Source organism: Desertibaculum subflavum (genome assembly GCA_003576705.1).
GTDB lineage: Bacteria > Pseudomonadota > Alphaproteobacteria > Ferrovibrionales > Ferrovibrionaceae > Desertibaculum > Desertibaculum subflavum.
Genome location: QOZS01000014.1, coordinates 43,559 through 68,206 on the forward strand (window position 1 = coordinate 43,559; position 24,648 = coordinate 68,206).

25 protein-coding genes are annotated in these 24,648 nt (G+C 68.4%); 11 read left to right on the plus strand and 14 right to left on the minus strand.

Annotated elements, in window-relative coordinates:
• Positions 1–2: 2 nt before the first annotated feature.
• Genes DT074_RS09415 through DT074_RS09430 form a run of 4 tightly spaced genes read right to left on the minus strand, consistent with a single transcriptional unit; the run spans position 3 to position 3,695 of the window.
• On the minus strand, positions 3–830 hold the full coding sequence (locus tag DT074_RS09415) for a GNAT family N-acetyltransferase (protein WP_119419585.1): 828 nt from the start codon (positions 828–830) through the stop codon (positions 3–5).
• On the minus strand, positions 830–1,864 hold the full coding sequence (locus DT074_RS09420; protein ID WP_119419586.1) for an NAD-dependent epimerase/dehydratase family protein: 1,035 nt from the start codon (positions 1,862–1,864) through the stop codon (positions 830–832). The genes DT074_RS09415 and DT074_RS09420 overlap by 1 nt, the downstream gene beginning before the upstream one ends.
• Before the next feature lie 20 nt (positions 1,865–1,884).
• Positions 1,885–2,898, minus strand: coding sequence for a S1C family serine protease (locus DT074_RS09425; protein ID WP_119419587.1), 1,014 nt, complete (start codon positions 2,896–2,898; stop codon positions 1,885–1,887).
• Positions 2,898–3,695 carry an enoyl-CoA hydratase/isomerase family protein gene (locus tag DT074_RS09430; RefSeq protein WP_119419588.1) on the minus strand — a complete coding sequence of 266 codons (798 nt, stop codon included), beginning with the start codon at positions 3,693–3,695 and terminating at the stop codon, positions 2,898–2,900. The genes DT074_RS09425 and DT074_RS09430 overlap by 1 nt, the downstream gene beginning before the upstream one ends.
• Before the next feature lie 98 nt (positions 3,696–3,793).
• Here DT074_RS09430 and dapB point away from each other — a divergent pair, with 98 nt between their 5' ends.
• Positions 3,794–4,609 (plus strand): 4-hydroxy-tetrahydrodipicolinate reductase, encoded by an 816-nt coding sequence (gene dapB / locus DT074_RS09435; protein WP_119419589.1) that lies wholly within the window; start codon positions 3,794–3,796, stop codon positions 4,607–4,609.
• A gap of 2 nt (positions 4,610–4,611) precedes the next feature.
• Here dapB and DT074_RS09440 read toward each other — a convergent pair whose 3' ends face one another.
• Positions 4,612–5,106 carry a DUF2244 domain-containing protein gene (locus tag DT074_RS09440; RefSeq protein ID WP_162914756.1) on the minus strand — a complete coding sequence of 165 codons (495 nt, stop codon included), beginning with the start codon at positions 5,104–5,106 and terminating at the stop codon, positions 4,612–4,614.
• Between the two features lie 83 nt (positions 5,107–5,189).
• Between DT074_RS09440 and nth the strand changes: the two genes are divergently transcribed.
• From nth to urtE, 6 genes are all read left to right on the plus strand, one after another.
• Positions 5,190–5,828, plus strand: coding sequence for an endonuclease III (gene nth, locus DT074_RS09445; protein ID WP_119419591.1), 639 nt, complete (start codon positions 5,190–5,192; stop codon positions 5,826–5,828).
• 206 nt (positions 5,829–6,034) lie between these two features.
• Positions 6,035–7,327 (plus strand): urea ABC transporter substrate-binding protein, encoded by a 1,293-nt coding sequence (gene urtA / locus DT074_RS09450; RefSeq protein WP_119419592.1) that lies wholly within the window; start codon positions 6,035–6,037, stop codon positions 7,325–7,327.
• Between the two features lie 96 nt (positions 7,328–7,423).
• The gene (urtB, locus tag DT074_RS09455; RefSeq protein WP_368744563.1) at positions 7,424–9,349 is read left to right on the plus strand and encodes an urea ABC transporter permease subunit UrtB; all 1,926 of its coding nucleotides are present in this window, start codon (positions 7,424–7,426) and stop codon (positions 9,347–9,349) included.
• Complete coding sequence (gene urtC, locus DT074_RS09460) at positions 9,342–10,475, plus strand: urea ABC transporter permease subunit UrtC (protein ID WP_119419649.1); 1,134 nt, start codon at positions 9,342–9,344, stop codon at positions 10,473–10,475. Before urtB ends, urtC begins: the two co-directional genes overlap by 8 nt.
• A 1-nt stretch (position 10,476) precedes the next feature.
• Positions 10,477–11,253: an urea ABC transporter ATP-binding protein UrtD gene (gene urtD, locus DT074_RS09465; RefSeq protein ID WP_368744564.1), complete on the plus strand. Its 777-nt coding sequence runs from the start codon at positions 10,477–10,479 to the stop codon at positions 11,251–11,253.
• A 3-nt stretch (positions 11,254–11,256) separates the two neighbouring features.
• Positions 11,257–11,952, plus strand: coding sequence for an urea ABC transporter ATP-binding subunit UrtE (gene urtE, locus DT074_RS09470; RefSeq protein ID WP_119419594.1), 696 nt, complete (start codon positions 11,257–11,259; stop codon positions 11,950–11,952).
• A 2-nt stretch (positions 11,953–11,954) separates the two neighbouring features.
• Here urtE and DT074_RS09475 read toward each other — a convergent pair whose 3' ends face one another.
• A complete protein-coding gene (locus tag DT074_RS09475; protein WP_119419595.1) occupies positions 11,955–12,359 on the minus strand; it encodes a DUF2306 domain-containing protein in 405 nt (134 codons plus the stop codon).
• Positions 12,360–12,450: 91 nt separating this feature from the next.
• On the opposite strand from DT074_RS09475, the gene DT074_RS09480 reads away from it, so the two are divergent.
• Positions 12,451–13,068 (plus strand): TetR/AcrR family transcriptional regulator, encoded by a 618-nt coding sequence (locus tag DT074_RS09480; RefSeq protein ID WP_368744565.1) that lies wholly within the window; start codon positions 12,451–12,453, stop codon positions 13,066–13,068.
• Between the two features lie 25 nt (positions 13,069–13,093).
• On the opposite strand, the gene DT074_RS09485 is transcribed toward DT074_RS09480, so the two are convergent.
• Positions 13,094–13,369 (minus strand): MliC family protein, encoded by a 276-nt coding sequence (locus tag DT074_RS09485; protein ID WP_162914757.1) that lies wholly within the window; start codon positions 13,367–13,369, stop codon positions 13,094–13,096.
• Between the two features lie 25 nt (positions 13,370–13,394).
• Positions 13,395–14,687, minus strand: coding sequence for an adenosylhomocysteinase (gene ahcY, locus DT074_RS09490; protein ID WP_119419652.1), 1,293 nt, complete (start codon positions 14,685–14,687; stop codon positions 13,395–13,397).
• Positions 14,688–14,950: 263 nt separating this feature from the next.
• Here ahcY and DT074_RS09495 point away from each other — a divergent pair, with 263 nt between their 5' ends.
• Positions 14,951–15,853: a class I SAM-dependent DNA methyltransferase gene (locus tag DT074_RS09495; protein ID WP_162914758.1), complete on the plus strand. Its 903-nt coding sequence runs from the start codon at positions 14,951–14,953 to the stop codon at positions 15,851–15,853.
• Here DT074_RS09495 and DT074_RS09500 read toward each other — a convergent pair.
• Positions 15,850–16,365: a hypothetical protein gene (locus tag DT074_RS09500; protein WP_162914759.1), complete on the minus strand. Its 516-nt coding sequence runs from the start codon at positions 16,363–16,365 to the stop codon at positions 15,850–15,852. The two genes, DT074_RS09495 and DT074_RS09500, sit on opposite strands and share 4 nt — an antisense overlap.
• Before the next feature lie 234 nt (positions 16,366–16,599).
• Here DT074_RS09500 and DT074_RS09505 point away from each other — a divergent pair, with 234 nt between their 5' ends.
• A complete protein-coding gene (locus DT074_RS09505; protein WP_162914760.1) occupies positions 16,600–18,336 on the plus strand; it encodes an ATP-binding protein in 1,737 nt (578 codons plus the stop codon).
• A 24-nt stretch (positions 18,337–18,360) separates the two neighbouring features.
• On the opposite strand, the gene DT074_RS09510 is transcribed toward DT074_RS09505, so the two are convergent.
• Complete coding sequence (locus tag DT074_RS09510) at positions 18,361–19,041, minus strand: response regulator (RefSeq protein ID WP_368744566.1); 681 nt, start codon at positions 19,039–19,041, stop codon at positions 18,361–18,363.
• A 182-nt stretch (positions 19,042–19,223) separates the two neighbouring features.
• Positions 19,224–20,075: an MBL fold metallo-hydrolase gene (locus tag DT074_RS09515; protein WP_162914761.1), complete on the minus strand. Its 852-nt coding sequence runs from the start codon at positions 20,073–20,075 to the stop codon at positions 19,224–19,226.
• Between the two features lie 133 nt (positions 20,076–20,208).
• On the opposite strand from DT074_RS09515, the gene DT074_RS09520 reads away from it, so the two are divergent.
• Positions 20,209–20,766, plus strand: a complete 558-nt coding sequence (locus tag DT074_RS09520) for a carboxymuconolactone decarboxylase family protein (protein WP_119419601.1) — start codon at positions 20,209–20,211, stop codon at positions 20,764–20,766.
• A 15-nt stretch (positions 20,767–20,781) separates the two neighbouring features.
• Here the strand turns inward: DT074_RS09520 and DT074_RS09525 are convergent, their stop codons facing one another.
• The 3 genes from DT074_RS09525 to DT074_RS09535 all read right to left on the minus strand — a co-directional run bounded on the left by DT074_RS09525 (position 20,782) and on the right by DT074_RS09535 (position 24,628).
• Positions 20,782–23,082, minus strand: a complete 2,301-nt coding sequence (locus DT074_RS09525; RefSeq protein WP_119419602.1) for a methyl-accepting chemotaxis protein — start codon at positions 23,080–23,082, stop codon at positions 20,782–20,784.
• An 18-nt stretch (positions 23,083–23,100) separates the two neighbouring features.
• Positions 23,101–24,108 (minus strand): TRAP transporter substrate-binding protein, encoded by a 1,008-nt coding sequence (locus tag DT074_RS09530; protein WP_119419603.1) that lies wholly within the window; start codon positions 24,106–24,108, stop codon positions 23,101–23,103.
• 124 nt (positions 24,109–24,232) lie between these two features.
• The gene (locus DT074_RS09535; protein ID WP_119419604.1) at positions 24,233–24,628 is read right to left on the minus strand and encodes a Rid family detoxifying hydrolase; all 396 of its coding nucleotides are present in this window, start codon (positions 24,626–24,628) and stop codon (positions 24,233–24,235) included.
• Between the last annotated feature and the right edge of the window lie 20 nt (positions 24,629–24,648).

Sequence of the window (24,648 nt, forward strand, 5' to 3'; positions counted from 1 at the left end):
CCTCAGCCGAGCTCCGGCCCCGCCGCCGCGATCAGCAGGCCGGGATCATCGAAACCCGCATCGCGCCCGTACACCATGCGGGTATAGGGCCGCTCCACCGCGGCGCCGAGGCGCTCGAGCCAGCCGGCCACCATGCCGCAGCGGTCGGCCAAGTCGATATAGGCCGCGCGGCCCGCGGGCAAGGCCGCGAGCGCGGCACCGATGAGCGCGATCGCCGCCGCCTCGTCGGCTGCCACGACGGGCCCGATCTGGTCCGCGGTGCGCCCCTCGCGGCCGAGGCAGAAGCCGGCATCGGAAACGCGCGCCGCGGCCGGCAGCCGCGCCGCCAGATGGCGCAGCAGATCTCCGCGTTCGGCGCCGAAGGCGGCGCGGTCCAGCGTCTCGACCATCGGCCAGTCGTCCGCCTCCAGCGGGCGCGCGCCGCCCTCCGCCGTGCCGCAGGGCACGCGCCATCGCCGCATCGACCAGGTGTCACGGAAGCCGATGCGCCGATAGACCTCGCGCCCCGCCGGGGTGGCGTCGAGCAGCGGCACCAGGCCTTCCGCCTCGAGATCGGCGACGGCGCGCTGCATCAGCGCCGTCGCGAGGCCTATGCCGCGGAAGGCCGGATCGACCAGCACCATGCTGATCCAGGCGAAACGGCCGCCATAGGGCAAGGTCAGCGCGGTCGCGATCAGCCGGCCATCGCCATCGATGCCGTAGACGCGCCCCGCTTCCAGCATCCAGCGCCAGTCGGCCTCCGTCTGATTCCAGCCGATCAGCGACGAGAGCCGATAGCAGGCATCGATCTCGCCCGCGCCGACGCTGCGGATGTCGGGTTCGCTCGCCATCAGAACGTGCCGGTGCGGACCTCGTAGCGCGTCGGCTTGCCGAGGCTCGACATGCCACGCGCAATCCAATCCGCCGTCCAGTCGATCAGGCGGCCGAGCGGCACGGTCGGGTAGCCGAACAGGTCGAAGGATTTCTGTGCATTGGCGAGCCATCCGATCGAGGCCTCGGCGCCGGTGAAGACCGGCGGCTTGCCGAGCCGGCGGCCGAACTCGGCGGCCAGCCAGCGCACGCTGATCGTTTCCGGCCCGGTGACGTTGAGCGCGAGCGGCGGCGCCGCACAATGGACGAGGGCGCGCAGCGCGAAGGCATTGGCATCGCCCTGCCAGATCACGTTGACATGGCCGGCGGTGAGATCGATCGCCTCGCCCGCTGCCACTTTCTGTGCCACGTCGTGCAGCACGCCGTAGCGCATGTCGATCGCGTAGTTGAGACGGAACAGGCAGCCCTTGGTGCCGTGCTGGCGCGAGCCGTACTGGAACAGCCGCTCGCGGGCGACGCAGCTCGCCGCATATTCGCCGGGCGGCGGGATGATCGGCGTCGCTTCCGTCGCGCCGCCCGAGGTGACATCGGCATAGGGATAGACGCAGCCGGTGGAGAAGGCGACGATGCGCGCGGCGTGGAAGCGCTCCGCTACCAGCGCCGGCGCCAGCGCGTTCATCGCCCAGGTCAGGTCTTCCGCGCCGGCCGAGCCGAACTTGCGCCCCGCCATGTAGATCACGTTCGGCATGTCCGGCAGGCGGGCCAGCGCCGCGCGGTCGAGCAGGTCGGCCTCGATGCAGTCGATGCCGTGGGACTTGAGCCCTTCCCGCACGCCGGGCTCGCTGAACCGCGCCACAGCGACGATGCGCTTCTTCGGGGCGGCGCGCTTGGCGAGCCGTGCCAAGGTCGGCCCCATCTTGCCGCCGACGCCGAGGATGACGATGTCGCCCGCCACCTTGGCCAGATCGGCGACCAGATCCGCGTCCGGCGTCGTCATCACCTCTTCGAGATGCGCCTCGTCGCGAAAGCGCTCGGGAAGATCGCGCCCCGACATAACTCCTCCTCGATACCTGATTACTGCGCCTGTGGGCGCTTCATGAACCAGCTGCGATCCGCCGTCTCGACCGAAATCTCGCGCAGCTTGCCTTCGCGGAACACGGCGAGCCGGACCGAGATGCCGGCGCGGCCGCGCCCCCAGAGCAGGCGGTAGAACGGCGCCAGGCCCTGCACCGGCACGCCGTCCAGCGCCACGATCACGTCGCCGACCTTGATCTCCGCCGTGGTGGCGGGGCCGGCCGGCGCGACGCCGGCGACCACGAGATGCTTTTCCGCTTCGGTGAGGTAAAGGCCGAGCCAGGGCCGCGACTGGCGTCCTGCATCGCCGTGGCGCGTCAGCGCCGGCAGGATCGGCGGCAGCAGGTCGATCGGCACGAACATGTTGCCGGGCTTGTCGCTCTCCGCCAGATGCAGCGAGCCGACGCCGACCAGCTTGCCGTTCTTGTCGATCAGCGCGGTGCCGCCCCAATTCGGATGCGCCGGCTCGGTGAAGATCGCTTCTTCCAGCAGGTATTCCCAGTAGCCGGCGAATTCGTGCTTGGCGCGGACGCGCGCCGCCAAGGCTTGCTTCATGCCGCCATTGCCGGCGACGATGACCGGATCGCCGGGCAGCAGTGTCGCGGCGGTGCCGAACTCGAACGGTTCGAGGCCGAGCGGCGTCGCGGTGCGGACGAGGCCGAAGCCGGTCTCGAAATCGTAGGCGACGACATGCGCCTCGGCGATGCCGCCGTTGGAGGCGGCCAGGATGACGCGGCTCGCCTCCGAGACCAGATAGCCGATGGTGAGGACGAGCCCGTCGCGGCTGATCGGGATGGCATTGCCTTCGCGCTCGGTGCCGAGCGTGCGCGCGGTGAAGGCGTCCTCCGGCACTTCCGAGCGCAGGCCGTAGACGCGGCTGACCGTGCGCTCGACATCGAAGGCGTAGTCGCCCGGCTTCGGCCGTGCTTCCGGCACGACACCGGGGCGGAACAGGTCGGCGGCCCCGAAGGGCCGGTGACCGTTGACGTATTTGCCCTCGGACTCGCGCGCCATTACCGACCTTTGAAGCGCGGCTTGCGCTTGTCGACGAAGGCGGCGACGCCCTCGGCATGGTCCTCGGTCATCATGCTGTCGGCCATGCGCTCCGCCTCCATCTGCAGCTGCGTCTCCATGGTCTGGTTCAGCGCCGCGTTGAACAGCGCCTTGGCATTGGCATAGGCCCGGGTCGGGCCCTGGGCCAAACGCGCCGCCAGCTTCCAGGTCTCAGCCTGCAATTCTGCCTTCGGAACCACCCAGTTGACGAGGCCCAAATCCTTGGCCCGCGCGGCATCGAAACGATCACCGAGGAAGGCGAGTTCCAGAGCCTGCTTCATGCCCATGGTGCGGGCGACAAAATAGGACGTGCCGCCATCCGGGCTCGCCCCGATATGGCAATAGGCGAGCGTGAAGAAAGCATCGTCAGCCGCGACCGCGAGGTCGCAGGCGGCGACCAGGCCGAGGCCGAAGCCGGCCGAGGCGCCCTCGACGCTCGCGATCACCGGCTTGCCCATACGGCGGATGGCGAAGATCGGCAGGTGCAGCGCGTGGATGCCTTCCAGGATGGCGCGGTAGCGCTCGGCCCGGTCCATCGACATCCGCTGGTGCATCGCCTTGACGTCGCCGCCGGCCATGAAATGCCCGCCGGCCCCGCGCAGCACGACGCAGCGCACCCTGTCGTCGAGCTCGACCCGGCCGAGGATCTCGCCCAGCGCAAGCCGGAGCTCCATGGAGAGCGCGTTGCGCGCCTCCGGCCGGTTCAGGGTGACGAGGGCGACGCCCTCGCGGATCTCGCACAGCACCGTATCGCTCATGGGCGTTCCTTCCGGTTCCTTTTTGGCCTGACTATGGTGGGGCCCGAGCTGGGGCCGGCGACGATGATAGCCCCTGACAATAGCGGCGAGGAAACGGTATGAGCGGCATCGGGATCGGGATCGGGATCGTGGGCGCCGGCGGGCGCATGGGGCAGATGCTGGCGCGCGAGGCCCATGCCGCGGGCTTCCGTCTGGTCGGCGGCACCGAGGCGCCGGGCTCGCCCAATCTGGGCAAGGATATCGGCGATCTGGCCGGGCTCGGCCCGCTCGGCGCCAAGATCGCCGACGATCCGCTGCCGCTCTTCGCCAATGCCGACGCGGTGCTGGACTTCACCGTGCCGGTGGCGACCCGCCGGCACGCCGAGATCGCCGCCCAGGCCAAGTGCCCGATCGTGATCGGCACCACCGGGCTGGAGGCCGAGGACCTGGCGGCGATCGAGCGCGCGGCACGCCACACGCCGGTGTTCCGCGCCGCCAACACCAGCCAGGGCGTGACCTTGCTCCTCTCCATCGTGCAGCAGGTCGCCGCCGCGCTGGACGCCGATTTCGACATCGAGGTGGTCGAGATGCACCACCGCATGAAGATCGATGCGCCCTCGGGCACGGCGCTGGCGCTCGGCGAGGCGGCAGCGACGGGCCGCAAGGTGAAGCTTGCCGAGGTGGCCGAGCGCGGCCGCGACGGCATTACTGGTGCCCGCAAGCGCGGCGCCATCGGCTTCGCGGCCTTGCGCGGCGGCAACGTGGCGGGCGAGCACACCGTCGTCTTCGCCGCCGATGACGAGCGCATCGAGATCACCCACAAGGCGACCAGCCGCGCCATCTTCGCCCGCGGCGCGCTGAAGGCCGCGCAATGGCTGCAGGGCCGCCCGCCCGGCCTCTATTCCATGGTGGACGTGCTCGGCCTGAAGGGCTGAGGCTAGTTCAGCGCGAGGCCGGAGCGGATCCGCCGCAGCGCGTCGCCCAAGGCATCGGCGAAGGCAAGCCGCTCCGCATGCGGCAGGAAGCTGCCGACCGCGACCGCGCGGCCATGCGAGCGCAGGACAAGCTGGGAATCGACCTGCTCCGGATCCGGCTTGTCGAGCCGCACCCAATAGGGCTGAAAGCGGATGGCGCGCTCGCGCCCGCGCGGATCGACCTGGCGGATCAGCAGCTCGCCCTCGCGCAGCTCCACCGCCTCGAACCGGCGCGCCGCCCAGTTGTTCAGCTTGAACGCGCCCCAGAGCAGGCCAAGGTCGAGCAGGAATACGACCAATACCGGCCAGGCGCCGAGATAGGCGAAGCGCAGCCCGGCAAACAGCGAAACGCCGCCCGCGACCGAGAGTAGAATCAGCAGGCCGCGTCGCCCGAGCGAGCGATGCGGCTTGAGGCACGCTTCGAACAGCACGGGATCGAGGGGCAGAGACGCCTGCATGCGGCCGAGGATAGGCCGGGGTCCTTCTTGCAGCAACGGGCCGGGCGCCGGCATTGTGCCGCGGCGCGGGGGATAAGGTCGCGATGAAAAAAGACAAGATCGAAGAGATGTTCCGCCGCTTCGCGGCGCGCGAGCCGGATCCGCGCGGCGAGCTGCACTACAAGAACCCGTACACGCTGCTGGTCGCGGTGGTGCTGTCGGCCCAGGCGACCGATGCCGGGGTGAACAAGGCGACCGCGAAGCTGTTCCAGGTCGCCGATACGCCCGAGAAGATGCTGAAGCTCGGCGAGGCGCGGCTGCGGGACCACATCAAGACCATTGGCCTGTTCAACACCAAGGCGAAGAACGTCATCGCCCTGTCGGAGCTGCTGCTCCGCGACCACGGCGGGGTGGTGCCGAACGATGCCGAGGCGCTGGAGCGCCTGCCCGGCGTCGGCCGCAAGACCGCCAACGTAGTGCGCAACATCGCTTTCGGCGAGCCGACCATCGCCGTCGACACCCACATCTTCCGGGTCGGCAACCGCACCGGCCTCGCACCCGGCAAGACGCCGCTCGCGGTCGAGCTGAAGCTGTTGAAGGCGGTGCCGGCGGCCTATCGCCTGCACGCGCATCACTGGCTGATCCTGCACGGGCGCTATACCTGCCTCGCCCGCAAGCCGCGCTGCGCCGCCTGCCCGATCGTCGACCTCTGCGAGTTCAAGGCCAAGACCGAGCCGCTCTAAAACAATGTAGTTCCATATAGCGGGCTTCGGCGGCCTAAAATTTCAGCAAATGCCCCTGTCTGCCTGTTTTGTCGCCACAACAGGCGTATGCCTGCTTCTTGGGCACTGATTCAATTGGGTGAATCCCTTGGCATGTCCCTTGCTGCACCGCGACACGTGCCCAGGCGGGCGCGATCTGGAGACGTCAACGGAGGATATCGGGGGTCATGCATAGCCCAATCACTTTGGCCAAGACACTCGCGCTCGGCGCGGGCCTTGGCGCACTCATGTGGTCCGCCGCCGCATCGGCGCAGGCGCCGATCAAGGTCGGCGTGCTGCACTCTCTGTCGGGCACCATGGCGATCAGCGAGACCACGCTGAAGGACACAGTCCTGATGATGGTGGACGACATCAACAAGAAGGGCGGCCTGCTCGGCCGCAAGGTCGAGGCGGTGGTGGTCGACCCGGCCTCCAACTGGCCGCTCTTCGCCGAGAAGGCGCGCGAACTGATCACCAAGGAGAAGGTCTCGGTGGTGTTCGGCTGCTGGACCTCGGTCAGCCGCAAGTCGGTGCTGCCGGTGTTCGAGGAGCTGAACGGCCTGCTGTTCTATCCGGTGCAATACGAGGGCGAGGAGAGCTCGAAGAACGTGTTCTATACCGGCGCGGCGCCGAACCAGCAGGCGATCCCGGCGGTCGAGTATCTGATGAGCGCCGAGGGCGGCGCGGCCAAGCGCTGGGTGCTGGCCGGCACCGACTATGTCTATCCGCGCACCACCAACAAGATCCTCGAGGCCTTCCTGAAGTCGAAGGGCGTGCCGGCCGAGGACATCATGATCAACTACACGCCGTTCGGTCATTCCGACTGGCAGACCATCGTGGCCGACATCAAGAAATTCGCCTCGGCCGGCAAGAAGACGGCGGTGGTCTCCACCATCAACGGCGACGCCAATGTGCCGTTCTACAAGGAGCTTGCCAACGCCGGCATCAGCGCGAAGGACATCCCCGTGGTGGCCTTCTCGGTCGGTGAGGAAGAGCTCGCCGGCATCGACACCAAGAACCTGGTCGGCCACCTCGCCGCCTGGAACTACTTCCAGTCGGTGAAGAACCCGGTGAACGACGGCTTCATCAAGCAGTGGAAGACGTTCATCAAGAGCGACAAGCGCGTCACCAACGACCCGATGGAGGCCACCTATATCGGCTTCAAGATGTGGGCCCAGGCCGTGATGCAGGCCGGCACCGCCGATGTCGACGCGGTGCGCCAGGCGATGTACGGCCAGAAGGTGAAGGCGCCGGGCGGCTTCAACTCGGTGATGAACACCAACCACCACCTGTCCAAGCCGGTCTATATCGGCGAGATCCGCCCCGACGGCCAGTTCAACGTGGTGTGGAAGACCAAGGGCCCGGTCAAGGCCGATGCCTGGTCGAAGTTCATCCCGGAAAGCGCCAAGCTGACCGCCGACTGGACCTATCCCTGGGTCTGCGGCAACTGCGAAAAGCCGAAGTTCGGCAAGTACGAGTAAGCGCAGGCTTTTCCATCCGAATACGACAACCGAGTGAGACCTCCCTCCGCCCTGTATCGGCGGAGGGAGGCAGCCCGCCTGCCGGAGCTTGATAACGTGTCCTGCCTGCGCCTTGCGATCCTTCTCATCGTCGCTTTCTGGTCGGTCCCGGCCGCGGCGCAGGATGTCTCCGAACTTATCCGCCAGCTCGGCGAGAGCGATCCGAAGCCGGCGATCGAGGCGCTCGCCAAACAGGACGATCCGAAGGCCAAGGCGGCGCTGGAGGCGCTCGCCAAGGGCCTGCTGTTTCGTCGGCTCGAGGACGGCGCCGTCGTCATCGGCGATCCCGACGGCAAGATGTTCGCCATCACCAATGCCGAGACCGGCGATGTCGAGGACATGCTGGAGCCCGACAAGATCGAGGTCATCGCCCTCGACGCCGCCGCCAAGGGCCTGCTGGAGCAGGCCGGCATCGGCGGCGCCAAGGCGGCCGTGCCGCTCGATTTCGCCGGCGCCGTAAAGGGGTTGAATGCCGATTCCTTCGATACCAAGCGCACCGCGATCGACCAGCTGACCGCGCTCGGTGACGGCCGCGCCATTCCCGTGCTGCAGGCGCTGGCCGATGGCCGCTTGTTCAGCCGCAAGAGCGACGGCCTGATCGTGATCGGCGATCCCGACGGCAACCGGCTGCGCCTGACCGATGCCTCGACCTTGAAGGTCGTCGGCATCGGCGATGCCGGCGATCTGGACCCGGTCTTCATCAACAACAACCTGCGCAACGTGGTGAGCGAGGCGGTCGGCAAGCTCGGCCTGCTGAGCCCGGATGCCGGGCAGCGCCGCCGCGCCGCCGACGCCCTGATCGGCAACGCGACGCCCGACGCCGTCGGATTGCTGCGGAAGGCCTTCGCGGAGGAGCGCAACGGCGACGTGCGCTCGGCAATGGCGCTCGCCATCGCGTCAGCGGAAGTCGCGGCCGAAGACAAGGGCGCCCGCCTCGCGGCGGTCGATGTGCTGGCGGGGTCGACCGACCTCCGCGTGCGCTCGCTGCTGCAGGCGCGGCTCGCCGCCGAGACCGATCCGAACGTGCGCGCCGCGGTGCAGATCGCCTTCGACAGCGTGCAGCGCAAGCTGCAGGTGATCGGCTGGGCGGCCAACCTGTTCCAGGGCATCAGCCTCGGCTCGGTTTTGCTGCTGGCCGCGATCGGGCTTGCCATCACCTTCGGCGTGATGGGCGTGATCAACATGGCGCATGGCGAGATGATCATGCTCGGCGCCTACACCACCTACGTGACGCAGGAGGTGTTCCGAGCCTTTATCCCGCAGGCCTATTTCGATCTCTACCTGCTCTGCGCGGTGCCGGCCGGCTTCGCGGTTGCGGCGCTGGCCGGCATCGCGCTGGAGCGCGGCGTGATCCGCTTCCTCTACGGCCGCGCCCTCGAGACCCTGCTCGCCACCTGGGGCATCAGCCTGATCCTGCAGCAGCTGGTGCGCACCGTCTTCGGCGCGCCGAACAAGGAAGTGTCCAACCCGTCGTGGATGACCGGCGGCTTCGACCTGGTCGGCGGCTTCACCGTCACCTGGAACCGGCTGGTCATCATCCTGTTCTGCTTCCTGGTGCTCGGCGCCATCGCACTGATCCTGCGCCGCACCTCGTTCGGCCTGCACATGCGCGCGGTGACGCAGAACCGCGACATGGCGGCGGCGATGGGCATCCCGACGGCGCGGATCGACGCCATGACCTTTGGCCTCGGCTCCGGCGTCGCCGGCATGGCCGGCGTAGCGCTGTCGCAGATCGGCAATGTCAGCCCCAATCTGGGGCAGATCTACATCGTCGACAGTTTCCTGGTCGTGGTGTTCGGCGGCGTCGGCAGCCTGGCCGGCACCTTGGTCGGCGCCATGTCGCTCGGCATCGTCAACAAGCTACTGGAGCCGGTGGCCGGCGCCGTGCTCGGCAAGGTCGCCATCCTGGTCGCCATCATTTTGTTCATCCAGCGGCGGCCGCGCGGGCTGTTCGCGCTCAAGGGGCGTGCTGCCGATGCGTGAGCGCTATCCCACCTATCCGCTGCTCAGCGCCGTAGGCTGGCTCGGCTTCGCCGGCGTCGGCGTGCTGCTGCTGCTGGTGCCGATCGCCAACCTGTTCGTGCCGCCCGGATCGGCGCTGCACATGCCCGACTATCTGGTGCCGCTGATCGGCAAGTACTGCACCTACGCCATGCTGGCGCTCGCGCTCGACCTGATCTGGGGCTATGCCGGCATCCTGTCGCTCGGCCACGGCGCCTTCTTCGCGCTCGGCGGGTACTGCATGGGCATGTACCTGATGCGGCAGATCGGCGCCCGCGGCGTCTACGGCAATGCCGAGCTGCCGGATTTCATGGTGTTCCTGAACTGGAAGGAGCTGCCCTGGTACTGGCAGGGCTTCGACATGTTCTGGTTCGCCGCGATCATGGTCGTCCTGGTGCCCGGCATTCTCGCCTTCGTGCTCGGCTGGCTCACGTTCAGATCCCGCGTCACCGGCGTCTACCTGTCGATCATCACCCAGGCGATGACCTTCGCCCTGCTCCTCGCCTTCTTCCGCAACGATATGGGCTTCGGCGGCAATAACGGCCTGACCGATTTCAAGGAGATCCTCGGCTTCAACGTGCAGGCGCCGGAAACACGGATCGGGCTCTACCTGGCTTCGGTCATCGGGCTCGCGGCGACGTTCCTGCTCTGCCGCTGGATCGTGACCTCGAAGCTCGGCCGCGTCTGCCTCGCCATCCGCGACGCCGAGAGCCGGGTGCGCTTCCTCGGCTATTCGGCGACCGGCGCCAAGCTGTTCGTGTTCACGCTGTCGGCGGTGCTGGCCGGCATTGCCGGCGCGCTCTACGTGCCGCAGGTCGGCATCATCAACCCGAGCGAGTTCTCGCCGGCCAATTCGATCGAGGTCGCGATCTGGGTCGCGGTCGGCGGCCGCGGTACCCTGGTCGGCGCCGTGCTCGGCGCCTTCGTGGTCAACTGGGGCAAGACCTGGCTGACCGGCGCCGCGCCGGATGCCTGGCTGTTCGTGCTGGGCGGCCTGTTCGTCGCCGTCACCCTGATCTTCCCCAAGGGCATCGTCGGCCTGGCGCAGCAGATCCGGCTGCGCCGCGAGGCCCCTCGGGCGGTGGCCAAGCCGGCGGAGGGCGACTGACATGGTGCGACCCGAAATGCCCGGCCGCCTGCCCGGCGAGCCCGATCCGCATCTCTATCTCTCCGGCGTCACCGTCTCCTTCGACGGCTTCCGGGCGCTCAATTCGCTCTCGCTGATCATCGAGAAGGGGGAGCTCCGCACCATCATCGGGCCGAACGGCGCCGGCAAGACCACCATGATGGATGTGATCACCGGCAAGACGCGGCCCGACCAGGGGGAGGTGTTCTACGACGGCGATCACGACCTGAGCAAGCTGGACGAGGCGACCATCGCCAATCTCGGCATCGGCCGGAAGTTCCAGCGCCCGACCGTGTTCGAGAACCTGACCGTCTACGAGAATCTCGAGCTTGCGGTGAAGGCCGACCGCAGCACCTTCGCGACCCTGCGCGGGCTGGTGACCGGCGAGATGCGCGACACCATCGATCGCCTGTTCGAGACCATCGGTCTCAGCGACCGGCGGCACGAGCTGGCCGGTGCGCTGAGCCACGGCCAGAAACAGTGGCTGGAGATCGGCATGCTGCTGGGCCAGGACGCGCAATTGCTGCTGCTCGACGAACCCGTCGCCGGCATGACCGATCATGAGACGGCGGCAACGGCCGAGCTGATCCTGCGCCTCGCCCAGGAGCGCACCCTGGTGGTGGTGGAGCACGACATGGAATTCGTGCGCAACTTGGGCGCCAAGGTGACGGTGCTGCACGAGGGATCGGTGCTGGCCGAAGGCTCGATCGACCAGGTGCAGGCGAACCAGCGCGTCATCGAAGTCTATCTGGGGCGCTGAGGCATGCTGAACGTCGAAGGCATCCACCTCTATTACGGCGCGAGCCATACGCTTCGCAACGTGTCGCTGAACGCGGAGCCCGGCAAGATCACCTGCGTGCTGGGCCGCAACGGCGTCGGCAAGACCTCGCTGCTGCGAGCCATCATGGGCCTGAAGGACATCCAGCGCGGCCGCATCGCCTGGGGCGAGACCGAAGTGTCGCGCCTCGCGCCGCATGAGCGCGCCCGGCGCGGCTTCGCCCTGGTGCCGCAGGGCCGCGAGATCTTCCCGCGCCTCTCGGTGCTGGAAAATCTGAAGACCGGCTTCGCGCCGCTGCCGCGATCGTTGCAGACCATCGAGGACGAGATCTACGAGCTGTTTCCGGTGCTGAAGAGCATGCTGGGCCGGCGCGGCGGCGATCTGTCGGGCGGGCAGCAGCAGCAGCTTGCCATCGCCCGCGCGCTGATCACGCGGCCGAAGCTGTTGATCCTGGACGAGCCGACCGAGGGCATCCAGCCGTCGATCATCAAGGATATCGAGCGGGTTATCCGCAAGCTTGCGGAGCGCGGCGACATGGCGATCCTGCTGGTCGAGCAGTATTTCGATTTCGCCAGTGCGCTCGCCGACAAGTTCGTGGTGATGGAGCGCGGCGAAGTGGTGCTGGCCGGCGACAGCGGCGCGGTCGACGAGGAAGAGGTGCGGCGCTATCTCACCGTCTGATTTCAGCCATAGCCCAGCATCTGCGAGATCAGGCGGCCCGGCACCATGGCGCCGGCACCGGCGCCGATCAGCGCGCCGACATAAGTGGCGGTGACCCAGATGCGGTGCTGGCGGATGCGCCCGGTGCGCGCCGCCCAGACGGCGATGCCGATATTGATCAGCACCCACACCGACAGCAGGTGGATGACGCCGAAGCCGCCATAGAGCGGCACCAGGGTCGCCGGGATGAAGAACGAGCTGATCGAGGCGGCCGCCATGAGGCCCATCCAGATGCGCCCGAGCCGCTTGTGCACCGGCGTGCCTTTGGCCCGGAACAGCACCCAGGCGCCGAGCACGAAGGCCAGCAGCACGACCGCCAGGTGGAGCTGCACGGCCGTCGTTTCGGCCAGATAAGGCGCCAGCGACATCGCTGCCCTCCTCGCCGCCCGGCTGGTTGCACGCGACCGGAAGCGACTCTATGTTGACACTGACAACATAGAGGGTGAAACAAAGTTGTCAATGCCAACTTCCAGCCGCGCCGGGAGCCCGCGAAGGCCGCGGGGTGGCAAACCGCCGGCCCGGTATCACCACGGCGATCTGCGCAGCGCCCTGCTCGCCGCCGGGCGCGCCATGCTGGCCGAGACAGGCCCGTCGGCGCTCAGCCTGCGCGAGCTCGCGCGCCGTCTCGGCGTATCGCACAACGCGCCGTACAAGCATTTTGCGACGCGCGAAGCTCTGCTGGCGGCGTTGGCGGCGGAGGGTTTCAAGGCATTGGGGACGCGCAGCCGCGAAGCCACGGGAGGCAGCGGCGACCCGGAGGCGATGGGTCTCGCCTATATCGGCTTCGCGCTGGACGAGCCTGCCGTCTATCGCCTGATGTTCTCGGACGCCATCGACAAGGCAGCGTTCCCCGACCTGCAGGCCGCGTCGCGCGCCAGTTTCGACGGCCTGCGCGGCGCGATGGAACGGGCCGTGGGACCGGAACGGGCCGCCGCGGCGGCGGTGAGCGCCTGGGCGCTGGTGCACGGCCTGTCGCTGCTGCTGCTCGACGACCAGATTCCCGCGGCCCTGTCGGCGGGGCGGAGCAAGGTAGAAGTGGCGCGCCTGGTGCTGCGCGCCTTCGGAAGGAAGCCGTAGCGCGCGGTGTCGGCCGCGGGCGGGATCAGCGTTCGGCGCGGATGCAGCGCGTCATCGTGCCGGGGGTTTCCAGCATCGCGTCGCTGCTGCGCACCCAGAACACGGTCGCGGCATCGGCATATTTCGCCCCCGATGCGGCGCGAACCTGGATCAGGGTCGCGCGCTTGCCGTCGAGGTCGAGCGTCATGCGGTCGGTGCCGAAGCGAGCCACAGGCTTGCGTCCGTCTTCGCATTGATAGCCGACGCCCCCGCCGGCACAGCCGGCGAGGGCGAAGAGGATCAGCGCGCCCCCCCGCCGCACCGGCCGCCCCCCCGACGACCGGCGTCTAGTAGCGATAGGGTTCGGGCTTGTAGGGACCGGCCGGCGCCACGCCGATATAGCTCGCCTGCTTCTCGGTCAGCTTGGTCAGCTTGACGCCGAGCTTGTCGAGATGCAGCGCCGCGACCTTCTCGTCGAGCTGCTTCGGGAGCGTGTAGACCTTGCGCTCATAGGCCTTGTGATTGTTCCACAGCTCGATCTGGGCGAGCGTCTGGTTGGTGAACGAGGCGCTCATCACGAAGGACGGGTGGCCGGTGCCGCAGCCGAGATTCACCAGCCGGCCCTCGGCCAGCACGATCAGCCGCTTGCCGTCCGGGAACTCGACCTCGTCGACCTGCGGCTTGACGTTGTGCCAGCGGTAGTTCCGCATCGCCGCGATCTGGATCTCGGAATCGAAGTGGCCGATATTGCAGACGATGGCGCGGTGCTTCATGGCGCGCAGATGGTCGATGGTGATGACGTCGACATTGCCGGTGGCAGTGACGAAGATGTCGCCGATCGGCGCCGCCTCTTCCATCGTCGTCACCTGATAGCCTTCCATCGCCGCCTGCAGGGCGCAGATCGGATCGATCTCGGTCACCATCACGCGGGCGCCCTGGCTGCGCAGCGAGGCGGCCGAACCCTTGCCGACATCGCCATAGCCGGCGACGACGGCGACCTTGCCCGCCATCATCACGTCGGTCGCGCGCTTGATGCCGTCGACCAGGCTCTCGCGGCAGCCATAGAGGTTGTCGAATTTCGACTTGGTGACGCTGTCGTTGACGTTGATCGCCGGCACCAGGAGCTTGCCGTCGCGCGCCATCTCGTAGAGCCGGTGCACGCCGGTCGTGGTCTCCTCCGAGATGCCGCGCACGTCCTTCATCAGGTCGGCATGCTTCTCGTGCATCACCTGGGTGAGGTCGCCGCCATCATCCAGGATCATGTTCGGGATCCAGCCGTCCGGGCCCTTGACGGTCTGGTCGATGCACCACCAGAACTCTTCCTCGCTCTCGCCCTTCCAGGCGAACACGGGAATGCCCGCCGCGGCGACTGCCGAGGCCGCCTGGTCCTGGGTCGAGAAGATGTTGCAGGACGACCAGCGCACGGTGGCGCCGAGCGCGGTCAAGGTCTCGATCAGCACCGCGGTCTGGATCGTCATGTGCAGGCAGCCGGCGATGCGGGCGCCCTTCAGCGGCTTCGACTTGCCGAATTCCTCGCGCAGGGCCATCAGGCCGGGCATCTCGGTCTCGGCGATGGCGATCTCCTTGCGGCCCCAATCGGCGAGCGAGATGTCCTTGACCTTGTAGTCCTGCGCAGCCATGGCGGGCTCCTTGAAATCGGGATGGCAAACTTTTATCAGCGACAGCATTAATCCGCAATGCTAAATATAAGCATATCTTTATATTGCATTTTGAGAGAAGCAGGCTCGTCGCGCTTCGCGGCTGGGGGCGGTAAGGTCCGCGCATGAATCGGAAAGAGCGACGCGGTGGCAGAAAAACCGACGGCGGCGGCCGGCCCGGCCCGGCGGCCCCTCGCTCGGTAGCCGATCTGCTGCTGCCCAGGGCCGCGCCGTCGCCGCTGTCCGTGACGCCGGCACATCTGGCCGCCGGCGACCCCGTGGCCGCTGCCTTCGCCCGGCTCAAACGCGACGAGGCGCAATCGGCAGGGATCGCAGCGGCCGAGCAGCGGGCGAAGGCCGCGCCGCAGGATGCCGGCGCCTGGCTCAAGCTCGGCACCTTGTTGGCCAGGGCCGGACGCAAGGCGGCAGCGCTGGAGGCCTTCCACCGCTGCCTCGCCCTCGCGCCGGAGCGCGACGAGGTGCGGCATCTGATTGCCGCGTTGGGCGGCGGCGCGGCGCCGGCACGGGCCTCCGACGCCTATGTCGCCAACGTGTTCGACGGCATGGCCGAGCGGTTCGACGAGACGCTGGTCACCTTCCTCGACTATCGCGCGCCGATGCTTCTGGCCGAACTCGCAAAGCGCCGGCTCGGCGACCGCCGCATGCTCGACATCGTCGATCTCGGCTGCGGCACCGGCCTGATGGCGCCGTATCTCCGGCCGCGCGCGCGACAGCTTGTCGGCATCGACCTTTCCGGCGAGATGCTGAAGCGCGCCGCCGCGCGCGGCAGCTATGACGCCCTGCACCAGGCGGAGATCGGCACCTGGCTCGGCGCTCACCCCACTGCTTTCGATCTGGCCGTCGCGGCCGACGTGTTCTGCTATTTCGGCGAGCTGGACGCCGTGCTGGCGGCCGTGGCGAGCGCCCTGAAGCCCGGCGGGTTGCTGCTCTTCACCGTCGAAATGAAGGCCGGCGACGGCTGGTCCCTCGCCGCCTCGGGCCGCTACACGCATACGGAAGGCTATCTGCGCCGCGCCGCCGCGGGCGCCCATCTCGGCGTGTGCGAACTGGAAGCGGTGTCGTTGCGCACCGAGAACGGCGCGGCGGTCGAGGGCTATGCGGTGGCGCTCGCCGCCGGCCGACGCTAGAGCCGCGGCGCCCGGGCGACCAGCAGGCCGCGGCGGCCGGTGGGCAGCACCACACGATCGACGATGGCACGCTCCAGCGTGGTCGGACGCTCGAGGCTGATCAGGGCGCAATGCCCGTAGGCGGCGGCGACGGCATAGACGGCGCGCAGCAGATCGACCTCGATCGGCAGGTCGGCGATGTCGAGGGCCCCTGCGCCATCCGCACCGTCACCGACCGCGACGATCTGGCCACCGTCGCGGCGCGGATAGCCGACCAGGCGAAAGCTCGGATCGATGAAGACCAGTTCGCCGCTCGGCGGCACCGGTGGTGCGCTGTCGGGCCTGCCCCCCGCCGACCAGCGCGCCTGCACGGCGCGCAGCGCGGCGCTGGGCAGGCTGTCGATCGCGGGATCCCAGGTGATATTCGGGCGTGGCACGCCGGCGCGGTCGAACCGCCGCAGCAGGTATTCCAGGCAGGGCAGATCGCTGCCGCGGGGCCGCAGAGCCTGTGAGGGCAAAGGAAGGCTTGCCATGTGGGTCGAACCTCCGGCCGCTGGCCGTATTCACGCCGATAGGGTGAATGTGCGGGCAACCATGCGCCTTTCCGATCGGCTTGGAAATTCGGCCAGATCGGCTCGGCTGGCTGCGTGGCCAACCTAGGTCGGATGGCCTAGGCTGTGCGGCCTGCTTCCGGGGCGGGACCGACAGGCCGGAGAATGCCGAAGAGCCCGACAACGGATATCGGTTCGCGCTTGCCGAGCCTACGCATGCCCACCGCGCTGATCGCCGCGGCAATGTGCCTTGTCGCCGTGGTCATCGCCGTGCTCGCAGCCCACACGCTGCTGGATGAGGGCGACGCCGCCCACCGCGCGCGCGATCTCGTGGCAATGGGGCTGGCGGGCGCCGGCATGGCTCTCTCGATCATGGCCATCGTCCTGCTGATCCGGTCGCATCGCCGGGCGCGCGTGGGCGAGCGGGAAGCGGAAGAGATCAACGCGCGGCTGCGGCTGTTGGCCGACACGCTGCCGGGCCTCGTCTCCTATCTGGATACCGAGGTGCGCTACCGGTTCATGAACAGCCGCTACCGCGACTGGTTCGACATCGATCCGGATGACTTCCTGGGCAGGACGCCGGAGGAGGTGGCGGGTCCCGCCGCGGGCGCCCTGTTCCGCGGCTGGGTCACCACGGCCCTGACCGGCGAGCCGGTCAGCACCGAGAACGTGGCGCCGTTCGAGCGCGGGCCGCCGCGGCCGGTGCGTTGCTATCTCGTGCCGGATCGCGACGGCAACGGCCGGGTGCGCGGCGTCGTCTCGCTCACCATCGACGTCACCCGCGAGCACGAGACGATGCGCGCGCTGGAGGAGGCGCGCGACCAGGCGGTCGAGGCCTCGCGCGCCAAGTCGCGCTTCCTCGCCGCCGCCAGCCACGACCTGCGCCAGCCGCTCTATGCGCTGACGCTGTTCGCCAGCGCCCTGGAACGCCGGCTGAAGCAGGCCGACGCCGCCGACCTGGTGCGCAACATCCAGCAGGCGGCCCGCAGCATGCAGTCGATGTTCAACTCGCTGCTCGACATCTCCAAGCTCGATGCCGGCGTGACCATGCCGCGCGTCACGACCTTTCCGGCGGCGGAGGTATTGCGCAAGCTGGAGGCGGAGTTCCGCGGCCGCGCCGAGGCCCGCGGCCTCGCGTTCCGCTTCGTGCCGTCGGCCGTGCCGGTGCGGAGTGACCCGGAGCTGCTCGAAAGCATCCTGCGCAACCTGCTCTCCAATGCGGTCAAGTTCACGGCGAGCGGCCGCGTCCTGCTCGGCTGCCGCCGCGCCGGCACGCGGCTGCGCATCGAGGTGCATGATAGCGGGCCCGGCATTCCGCCGGAGCAGATGCCGCGCCTGTTCCAGGAATTCGCGCAAGGCCAGACCCAGAAGCTGAGCGGCGAGACCGGGCTCGGCCTCGGCCTCGCCATCGTGCAGCGGCTGGCGCGCCTGCTGGGTCATGAAGTGGCGGCCCGCTCGATGCCGGGCCGCGGCGCCACCTTCACCGTTGCCGTGCCGATGGCCGCCCCGGTCGACGCCAGGCCGGCCGACGCGGCGCCGGCCGGCCCCGATCCGGCCGGGGCGGTCGATCTTGCCGGCCGCCACGTGCTGGTGGTGGAGGACGAGCCGGAAGTGCGGGCGGCGCTGGCCCGCCTGCTCGGCGATTGGGGTATGCGGGTCAGCGAGGCCGGTGACGCCGACGGCGCCGCGGCGGCACTGTCGAAGGGGACACCTCCCGACCTCGTCCTGGCCGACTACAACCTGGGCAGCGGGCCGAACGGCCTCGACGTGGTGCGGCGGATCGAGCGGCAGGTCGGCCGGCGGGTGCCGGCGCTGGTGGTCACCGGCGCGACCGGGCCGGAAACGCTGGTCACGCTGAAGGCGAGCGGCATTCCCTGGGCGACCAAGCCTCTCGAGCCTGCGACGCTCAAGGCGCGCATCGGTGCCGCGATGTATCGCGCCGCCGCCGAATGACCTCGCGGCCGCAGCCGCCGGATCTCAGATGCCGAACTTGGCGGCGGCGATCGCCGCTTCGGTGCGGTTGCGCACGCCGAGCAGGCGGAAGATCGCCGCCAGATGGATCTTCACCGTGCCTTCGGCGAGATCGAGCGAGCGGGCGATCTCCTTGGTGGAGCGGCCCTGTGACAGCTCGCGCAGCACGTCGCGCTGGCGCGGCGTCAGGCGGCTGAGATCGGTGTCGCCCGGCGGTCTGGACGGCATCGGCAGATCGACCAGGTCGTCGCCGCCTTCGGGCGGCACGGTCGCGATATCGGGCGGCACGTAGACGCCGCCGCTCATCACCAGGCGCAGCGCCGCCGTCAGCTCCTCGATCGACAGCCGCTTGGGCACATAGCCATGCGCCCCGGCGCCCAGCGCGTCCAGGATCTCGTCGCGGCCGGTAAAGCCCGAGACGACCACGACCTTGGCGGTCGGATAGGCCTGCCGGACCGAGCGGATGCTGGCCCCGCCCGCCATGCCCGGCATCTTGAGATCGACCAGGATGAGATCGACCTGCTTCATCGACGCGGCACGGTCGAGCGCGGTATCGAAATCTTCCGCCTCGACGATCTCGGCGACCTTCAACTCGTCTTCCAGCAGGAGCCGCAGGCCCTGCCGGAACATCTGATGGTCGTCCGCAATCACGATCGACACCGATTTCCGCTGACCATTGGTCGCCATGCACCACCCCCGTACGGAACACCCGGTTCCGCGGTCGAACGCGTTACCACTCCCCCTCGCTCGGCGCCGGACCTGACACCGGTTGCCGAAATGCTAGCCTTTCCAATGCGCTGTGCAAGCCCAGGTAGCCATGCCCGGGCCGAAACGCCGCAACCGCCATCACACATCCGCGACAGAGGCGGTCAGTTGCCGCGCCGGTTGGCCTGGACCAGACGATACATGCCTTCGATGTTCAGCTGGAACATCTGCTGATAGCCGGCCCAGCCCTCGTATTTCGGCAGCTTGATCGTCTGCTTCATCTCGTCGAGCGACTTGCCTTCCCGGGCGAGTGACAGCACGGCCTGGCGCAGGTCTTCCAGATATTCGCGGAACTGGTTCACGTGCTCCTTGCGGCCGAGCGGGCCGTGCCCGGGCGCCAGGATGTCGAAATCCATCGCCTCGACCCGCCGGAGGGATTCGATCCAGTCCGGCACATAGGCGTCGGGGAAGTCGCGGAACGCCACCGCGTTCACCGGGATGAAATCGACGGCGAACAGCAGCCGCTCCTTCGGGAAGCGCATGACGATCGAATTGTCGGAGTGATTGCGCCCGACATGGGTGAGCTCGAGCTCGGTGCCGCCGAGCACGATCGTCATCCGCTCGGTGAAGGTCACCTGCGGCACCGCGGTCGGCCGCTTCTCGCCCAGGATCGCCGCCTTGGCTTTGGCATGCGCCACCACGATGGCGGTGTCGGCGAAGACATGGCCGCCGGAGCTGTGGTCGGCATGGTCGTGGCTGTAGATCAGATACTTGACCGGCTTGTCGAAGCGCGATTTCAGCTCCGCCTTGAGCCAGGTCGCCGCATCGGCGTTGATCGGATCGGTCGCGATGATGCCGTCCGGCGTGACGGCGAAGACCGAGTAGTGGTTGTTGTTGCGGAACCGGTAGATCTCGCCGGCGATCTTGCTGATCTCGCGCACCGGCGGCGTTGCCTGCGCCGCCGCCTCCGCGCCCGCCATCACGATTGCGAGCAACACCAGCCACAACGCGCGCATGTCGTGCCTCCCCCGAGAATGCATCTCCCGGCCCGACTCTGGCGACCGGCGCGGCGCCGGTTCTGTCACATCCGCGTGAGACGGGCTGCTATCGTCGCGCCGGCGGCAGCAAGACTGTTCGAGGAAACGACCGATGGCGCGCGTCCCCTATCTCACCCCCGACGACCTGAAGCCCGAGGACCGCGACCTGCTGGCGCGGCCGATCGCGCTGGCCCGTGCTCTGGCCAATGCGCCGGGCGCGGCGCGCGCCTTCCATGGCGTGGGCCATTGGATACGCTATGACAGCGGGCTCGATCCGCGCCTGCGCGAGCTCGCCATCCTGCAGGTCGGCTATCTCGCCCGCAGCCCCTATGAGTGGAGCCACCACGTCAAGATCGGTTTCGATTTCGGTGTCAGCGAGGCCGATGTCCGGGCCTTGATGGCGGAAAGCGAAGGCCGGCCGAACGATCTGGAGCCGCTGGCGCGCCTGGTGCTGCGCGGCGCGCGCGAGATCGCCGACGAAGGCGGCATGCGCGCGGAAACTTTCAGCGCGATCGAGGCGGCGATCGGCCGGCAGAACACCGTGGAACTGGTGATCGTGGCGGCGTTCTATGCGGCGGTCGTGCGCGTGCTGGCGAGCCTTGCCATCGATGTCGAGCCGGAATACCAGCCCTATCTCGACAAGTTCCCGCTGCCTTCCGCCGCGCCTTGAGCGCGGCGGCGGCGATCAGGCCGCCCGCACCTTGCCGAGGAAGCCGTCGACCTGCACGCGGAGCGCCTCGGCGTTGCTGGACAGCTCCTGCGCCGCCCTCGACACCGCATCGGCCACGCCGCCGGTATCTTCCGCGGCACCCTGCACAGCGTCCATGTTGCCGGTGACCAGGTTGGATCCCTGGGCCGCCTCCTGCACGCTGCGCGAGATCTCGCCCATCGCCGCGCCCTGTTGCTCGACCGCGCCGGCGATCGACGTCGTGGCTTCGTTGATGCGGGTGACGGTGCCGCCGATGGCGCGAATGGCGTCGACCGATTGGCGCACCAGGCTCTGGATCGCGTCGATCTGCTGACCGACCTCGCCGGTCGCCTTGGCGGTCTGTGTGGCGAGGCTCTTCACCTCGCTCGCCACCACGGCGAAGCCCTTGCCCGCTTCGCCCGCACGGGCGGCTTCAATGGTCGCATTCAGCGCCAGCAGGTTGGTCTGGCCGGCGATGCCGTTGATCACCTCGACGATGGCGCCGATGCGGTTGGCCGCCTCGGCCAGGCCATTGATGTCGCTGTTGGTGCGGTCGGCCTGACGCGCCGCATTGGAAGTCATCTGGCTCGAATCGCTGACCTGGCGCGAGATCTCGCGGATCGAGACGGCGACCTCCTCGGTTGCCGCGGCGACCGCGCTGATGCTTTCCGAGGACTGGCGCGAGGCCGAGGCGACCTCGGTGGTGCGCTGCCGCGTATCGCCCACGACGCCGGTCAGGCGCCGGGCCAGCGACTGCATCTCGTTGGACGCGGTAGCCACGCCGGACACGACCTGGCCGACTGCCTGCTCGAATTCCGCGGCCAGGCGCTCCAGATCCTGCTTGCGGCGGGCTTCCGCCGCCACGCGCTCCTGCTCGCGCTCGGCCCGTCGGCGCTCTTCCGCCTCGCGCTCGCGCTTCTCGGCCTCGCGCTTTTCGGCCTCCTGCTGCAGGCGGCGCTCCTCGGCGGCACGGCGTTCCGCCTCCTCGCGCTCGGCCTCGCGCCGACGTGCCTCTTCCTCGCGGCGGCGGTTCTCCTCCGCCTCGCGGGCGAGCCGCTCGTTCTCGATCGCGTTGGCGCGGAACACACGGACGGCGGAGGCCATCTCGGTGATCTCGTCGCGTCCGCCTTCCGGGACCTCGGCCGTGAGATCGCCGTCGGCGATCGAGCGCATGGTGCCGGCCAGCGCGATCAGGCGGTTGACGATGCGCGGCCGTACGTAGAACAGGGCGGCCAGGATGGCGATGGCGAGCGCCGAACCGGCCGCCAGCATCTGCGTGATCTCGAGACTGACCATCGCCTCCCCGGCCTGGCCCACGCTCTCGCGTACCTGGCCCTCGGTCGAGGCGAAGGTGCTGGCGACGCCGCCGGTCACCTCGCCGCTGACCGCCTCGGCGATGGTGATGAGGTCGCGGGTGCTGCGGTCGAGCTTGATCAGCTGCTGCTGCAGTGCGAGCAGGCTGGCATCGCCGCTGCCGAGCGCCAGCAGCGTCGTCACCTGTTCCTCCACCGCGGCCTTGAGGCGCGGGTCGACCTTCTCGAGGCCGGCCTGGATACGGCCGATCTCCTCCTTCACGCGCAGCTCGATCACCGGCAGCCGGTCGGGCTGATCGGTCGACGGCACCTGGGCGAGCAACGTCTCCAGATTGCGCCCGCGCAGCGCCAGGTCGTTCAGCGGGTCCAGCATCCCAAGCGCCTTGCCGAGCAGCTCGATCTGGCCGGCCAGCGCCTCGCCCTCGAGGCCGCCGCCGGCGAGCCGCGCGCGCACCTGGTTGGCGGTGGCCCGCCAGCGCAGGATCGAGGGCGCCAGGTTGCGGGCGAATTCCTCGGCGGCGCCGTTGAGTTTGGCAATGGCCGCGCGCCGATCGTCCAGCACGGCGATGCGCGCGCCGACTTCCTTGGCCATCTTGTCGATGGTGCCTTCCATCGATGCCAGGCCGTCGCCGATCATCTTGACGGTATCGGCATGCAGGCCGAGCTCGGCCAAGGTACCGACCTGCGCGGCGGCATCCTTCAGCCGGAGCCGCGTGCTGCTGGCGGCGTTCTCCAGCTCCGCCTTGCTGGCGATCGCCTGCATGCGCGCCTGCGCGAGCTGCGCGTCGCGCGCCTGCCGTTCCAGCAGCGATGCGGTCGATAGCGCCAGCATCTTGCGCTCGGCGATGTCGGTGATGGTGGCGTCGAGCGTCTTGGAGGACAGCCAGAACAGGCCGGCGGCCAGCGCCGGCAACAGGGCCAGGCCCGCCAGCGTGGCGTAGAGACCGCCGCGCAGCCCGAGATTGAAGCGGTTCAGGAACGACATGCTCGGCTCTCCGGGCGCTTAGCGGGCGATTGCGGCCGCGGCGGCCGTGATCATCTGGTCAGCGGCGGGGCTCGCCTTGCGGAACTGCGCCCAGGCGGAACGCTCCGCAGCCGCGCGCCATGCGGCGACATCTGCCGGCGAAATGCCCACGATCTTGACGCCGTCGGCCCGGATGCGGTCCAAGGTCGCGCTGGTCGCCTTGTTCGCCTCGGCCTGGACGCGCACGCTCATCTGCCTGCCGGCCTCCAGCACCGCCTTCTGGCGCTCCGGCGGCAAGGCATCGAAGGATTTGGCGGACATCAGCGTCGCCACGAACACCATGCCGGGCACGGCGACTGTCGGGTCGGTGATGCACTTGAGATATTTGTGGCCGTTGCCGACGGTCATGGACGACAGCGTCGTCGTCACCGAATCGACGGCGCCGGTTTTCAGCGCGCGCGGGATCTCCGGCGACGGCAGCGGCACGGTGATGCCGCCCTGCGAGGCGTACAGCATGTCGTAGGCCTTGCCCGGCCCGCGCACCGCGAGCTTGTCGAGCTGCTGCGGATTGGTGATGCATTCCCCAGTCGAGCCGATCGCCAGCAGGTCCCAATAGCCGCCGACCAGGACGGCGCCATGCGTACGCAGCGCACCGTCGAACAGCTTGAGAGCCTCCGAGGCAGCCAGCTTCTCGATATCCGCCGATCCGCCGAGCAGGGCCGGCAGGCCGGTGAACAGCACTTCGGCCGGACTGCCGGACGTCGTCGGGAGGAAGGCGCTGACGATATCGGCGCTGCCGCCGGTAACCGCCCGCCACAGCTCGCTCGCCGTCACGAGCTCGCCTTCAAAATGGACTTTCAGCTCGATCCCGGCATTGGCCCTCTTCAGCTCTTCAGCCGTGATCGCCGGAATTTCGCGCCGGTAGTCGGTGGCATTCTTCGTCGTCTGCGTAGCGTAGATCAGGGTCTGCGCGGGGGCCGGCTGGGCCGCCACCAGTAAAGTTGCCCCGATCGCGAGCGAAACCGTCGCGAAGAGATGACGCGGCATTTCCCGAAGCCCTTCCGCTAGAATTCCCTGACAACAAGAACCAAGTCTTGGTTGCCGGTCTAACGCAGGACTCTTGAGGCCGTGTTAATTCACGTAAGTCTGGCCAGCACTTCGTAACGATCTATTAGAGAATCGCGACACATTCGATCTCCATGTCGAATTCGAGCGGCCATGACGCGACCGTAACGAAGGTCCTCGCCGGGGGATTCTGCGTGAAATATTTCTCGTAGACAGAGTTTATCCGGCCGAAATTTGCTGAGTTCACCGAATAAATCGTGACCTTTACAACTTTATCGAGCGAGGTACCGGCGGCCGTCAACACCAGCTTGACGTTTTCCAGAGCCCGCTCGGTCTGCTGCTCGATCGTCCCTTTCAGAAACCCGCCGTGATCGGGATCGATCGGCGGAATGCCGGAGACGAAGACGAAGCCGCCCGCCTCGACGGCCCAGGAGAGCGGCGGCTTGCGGCCCGCTGCGGCCCGTTCCAGGGCCGGCACTTGAATGACACGTTTTTCCGCCATGGCTCTTCCTCTCTCCGGCC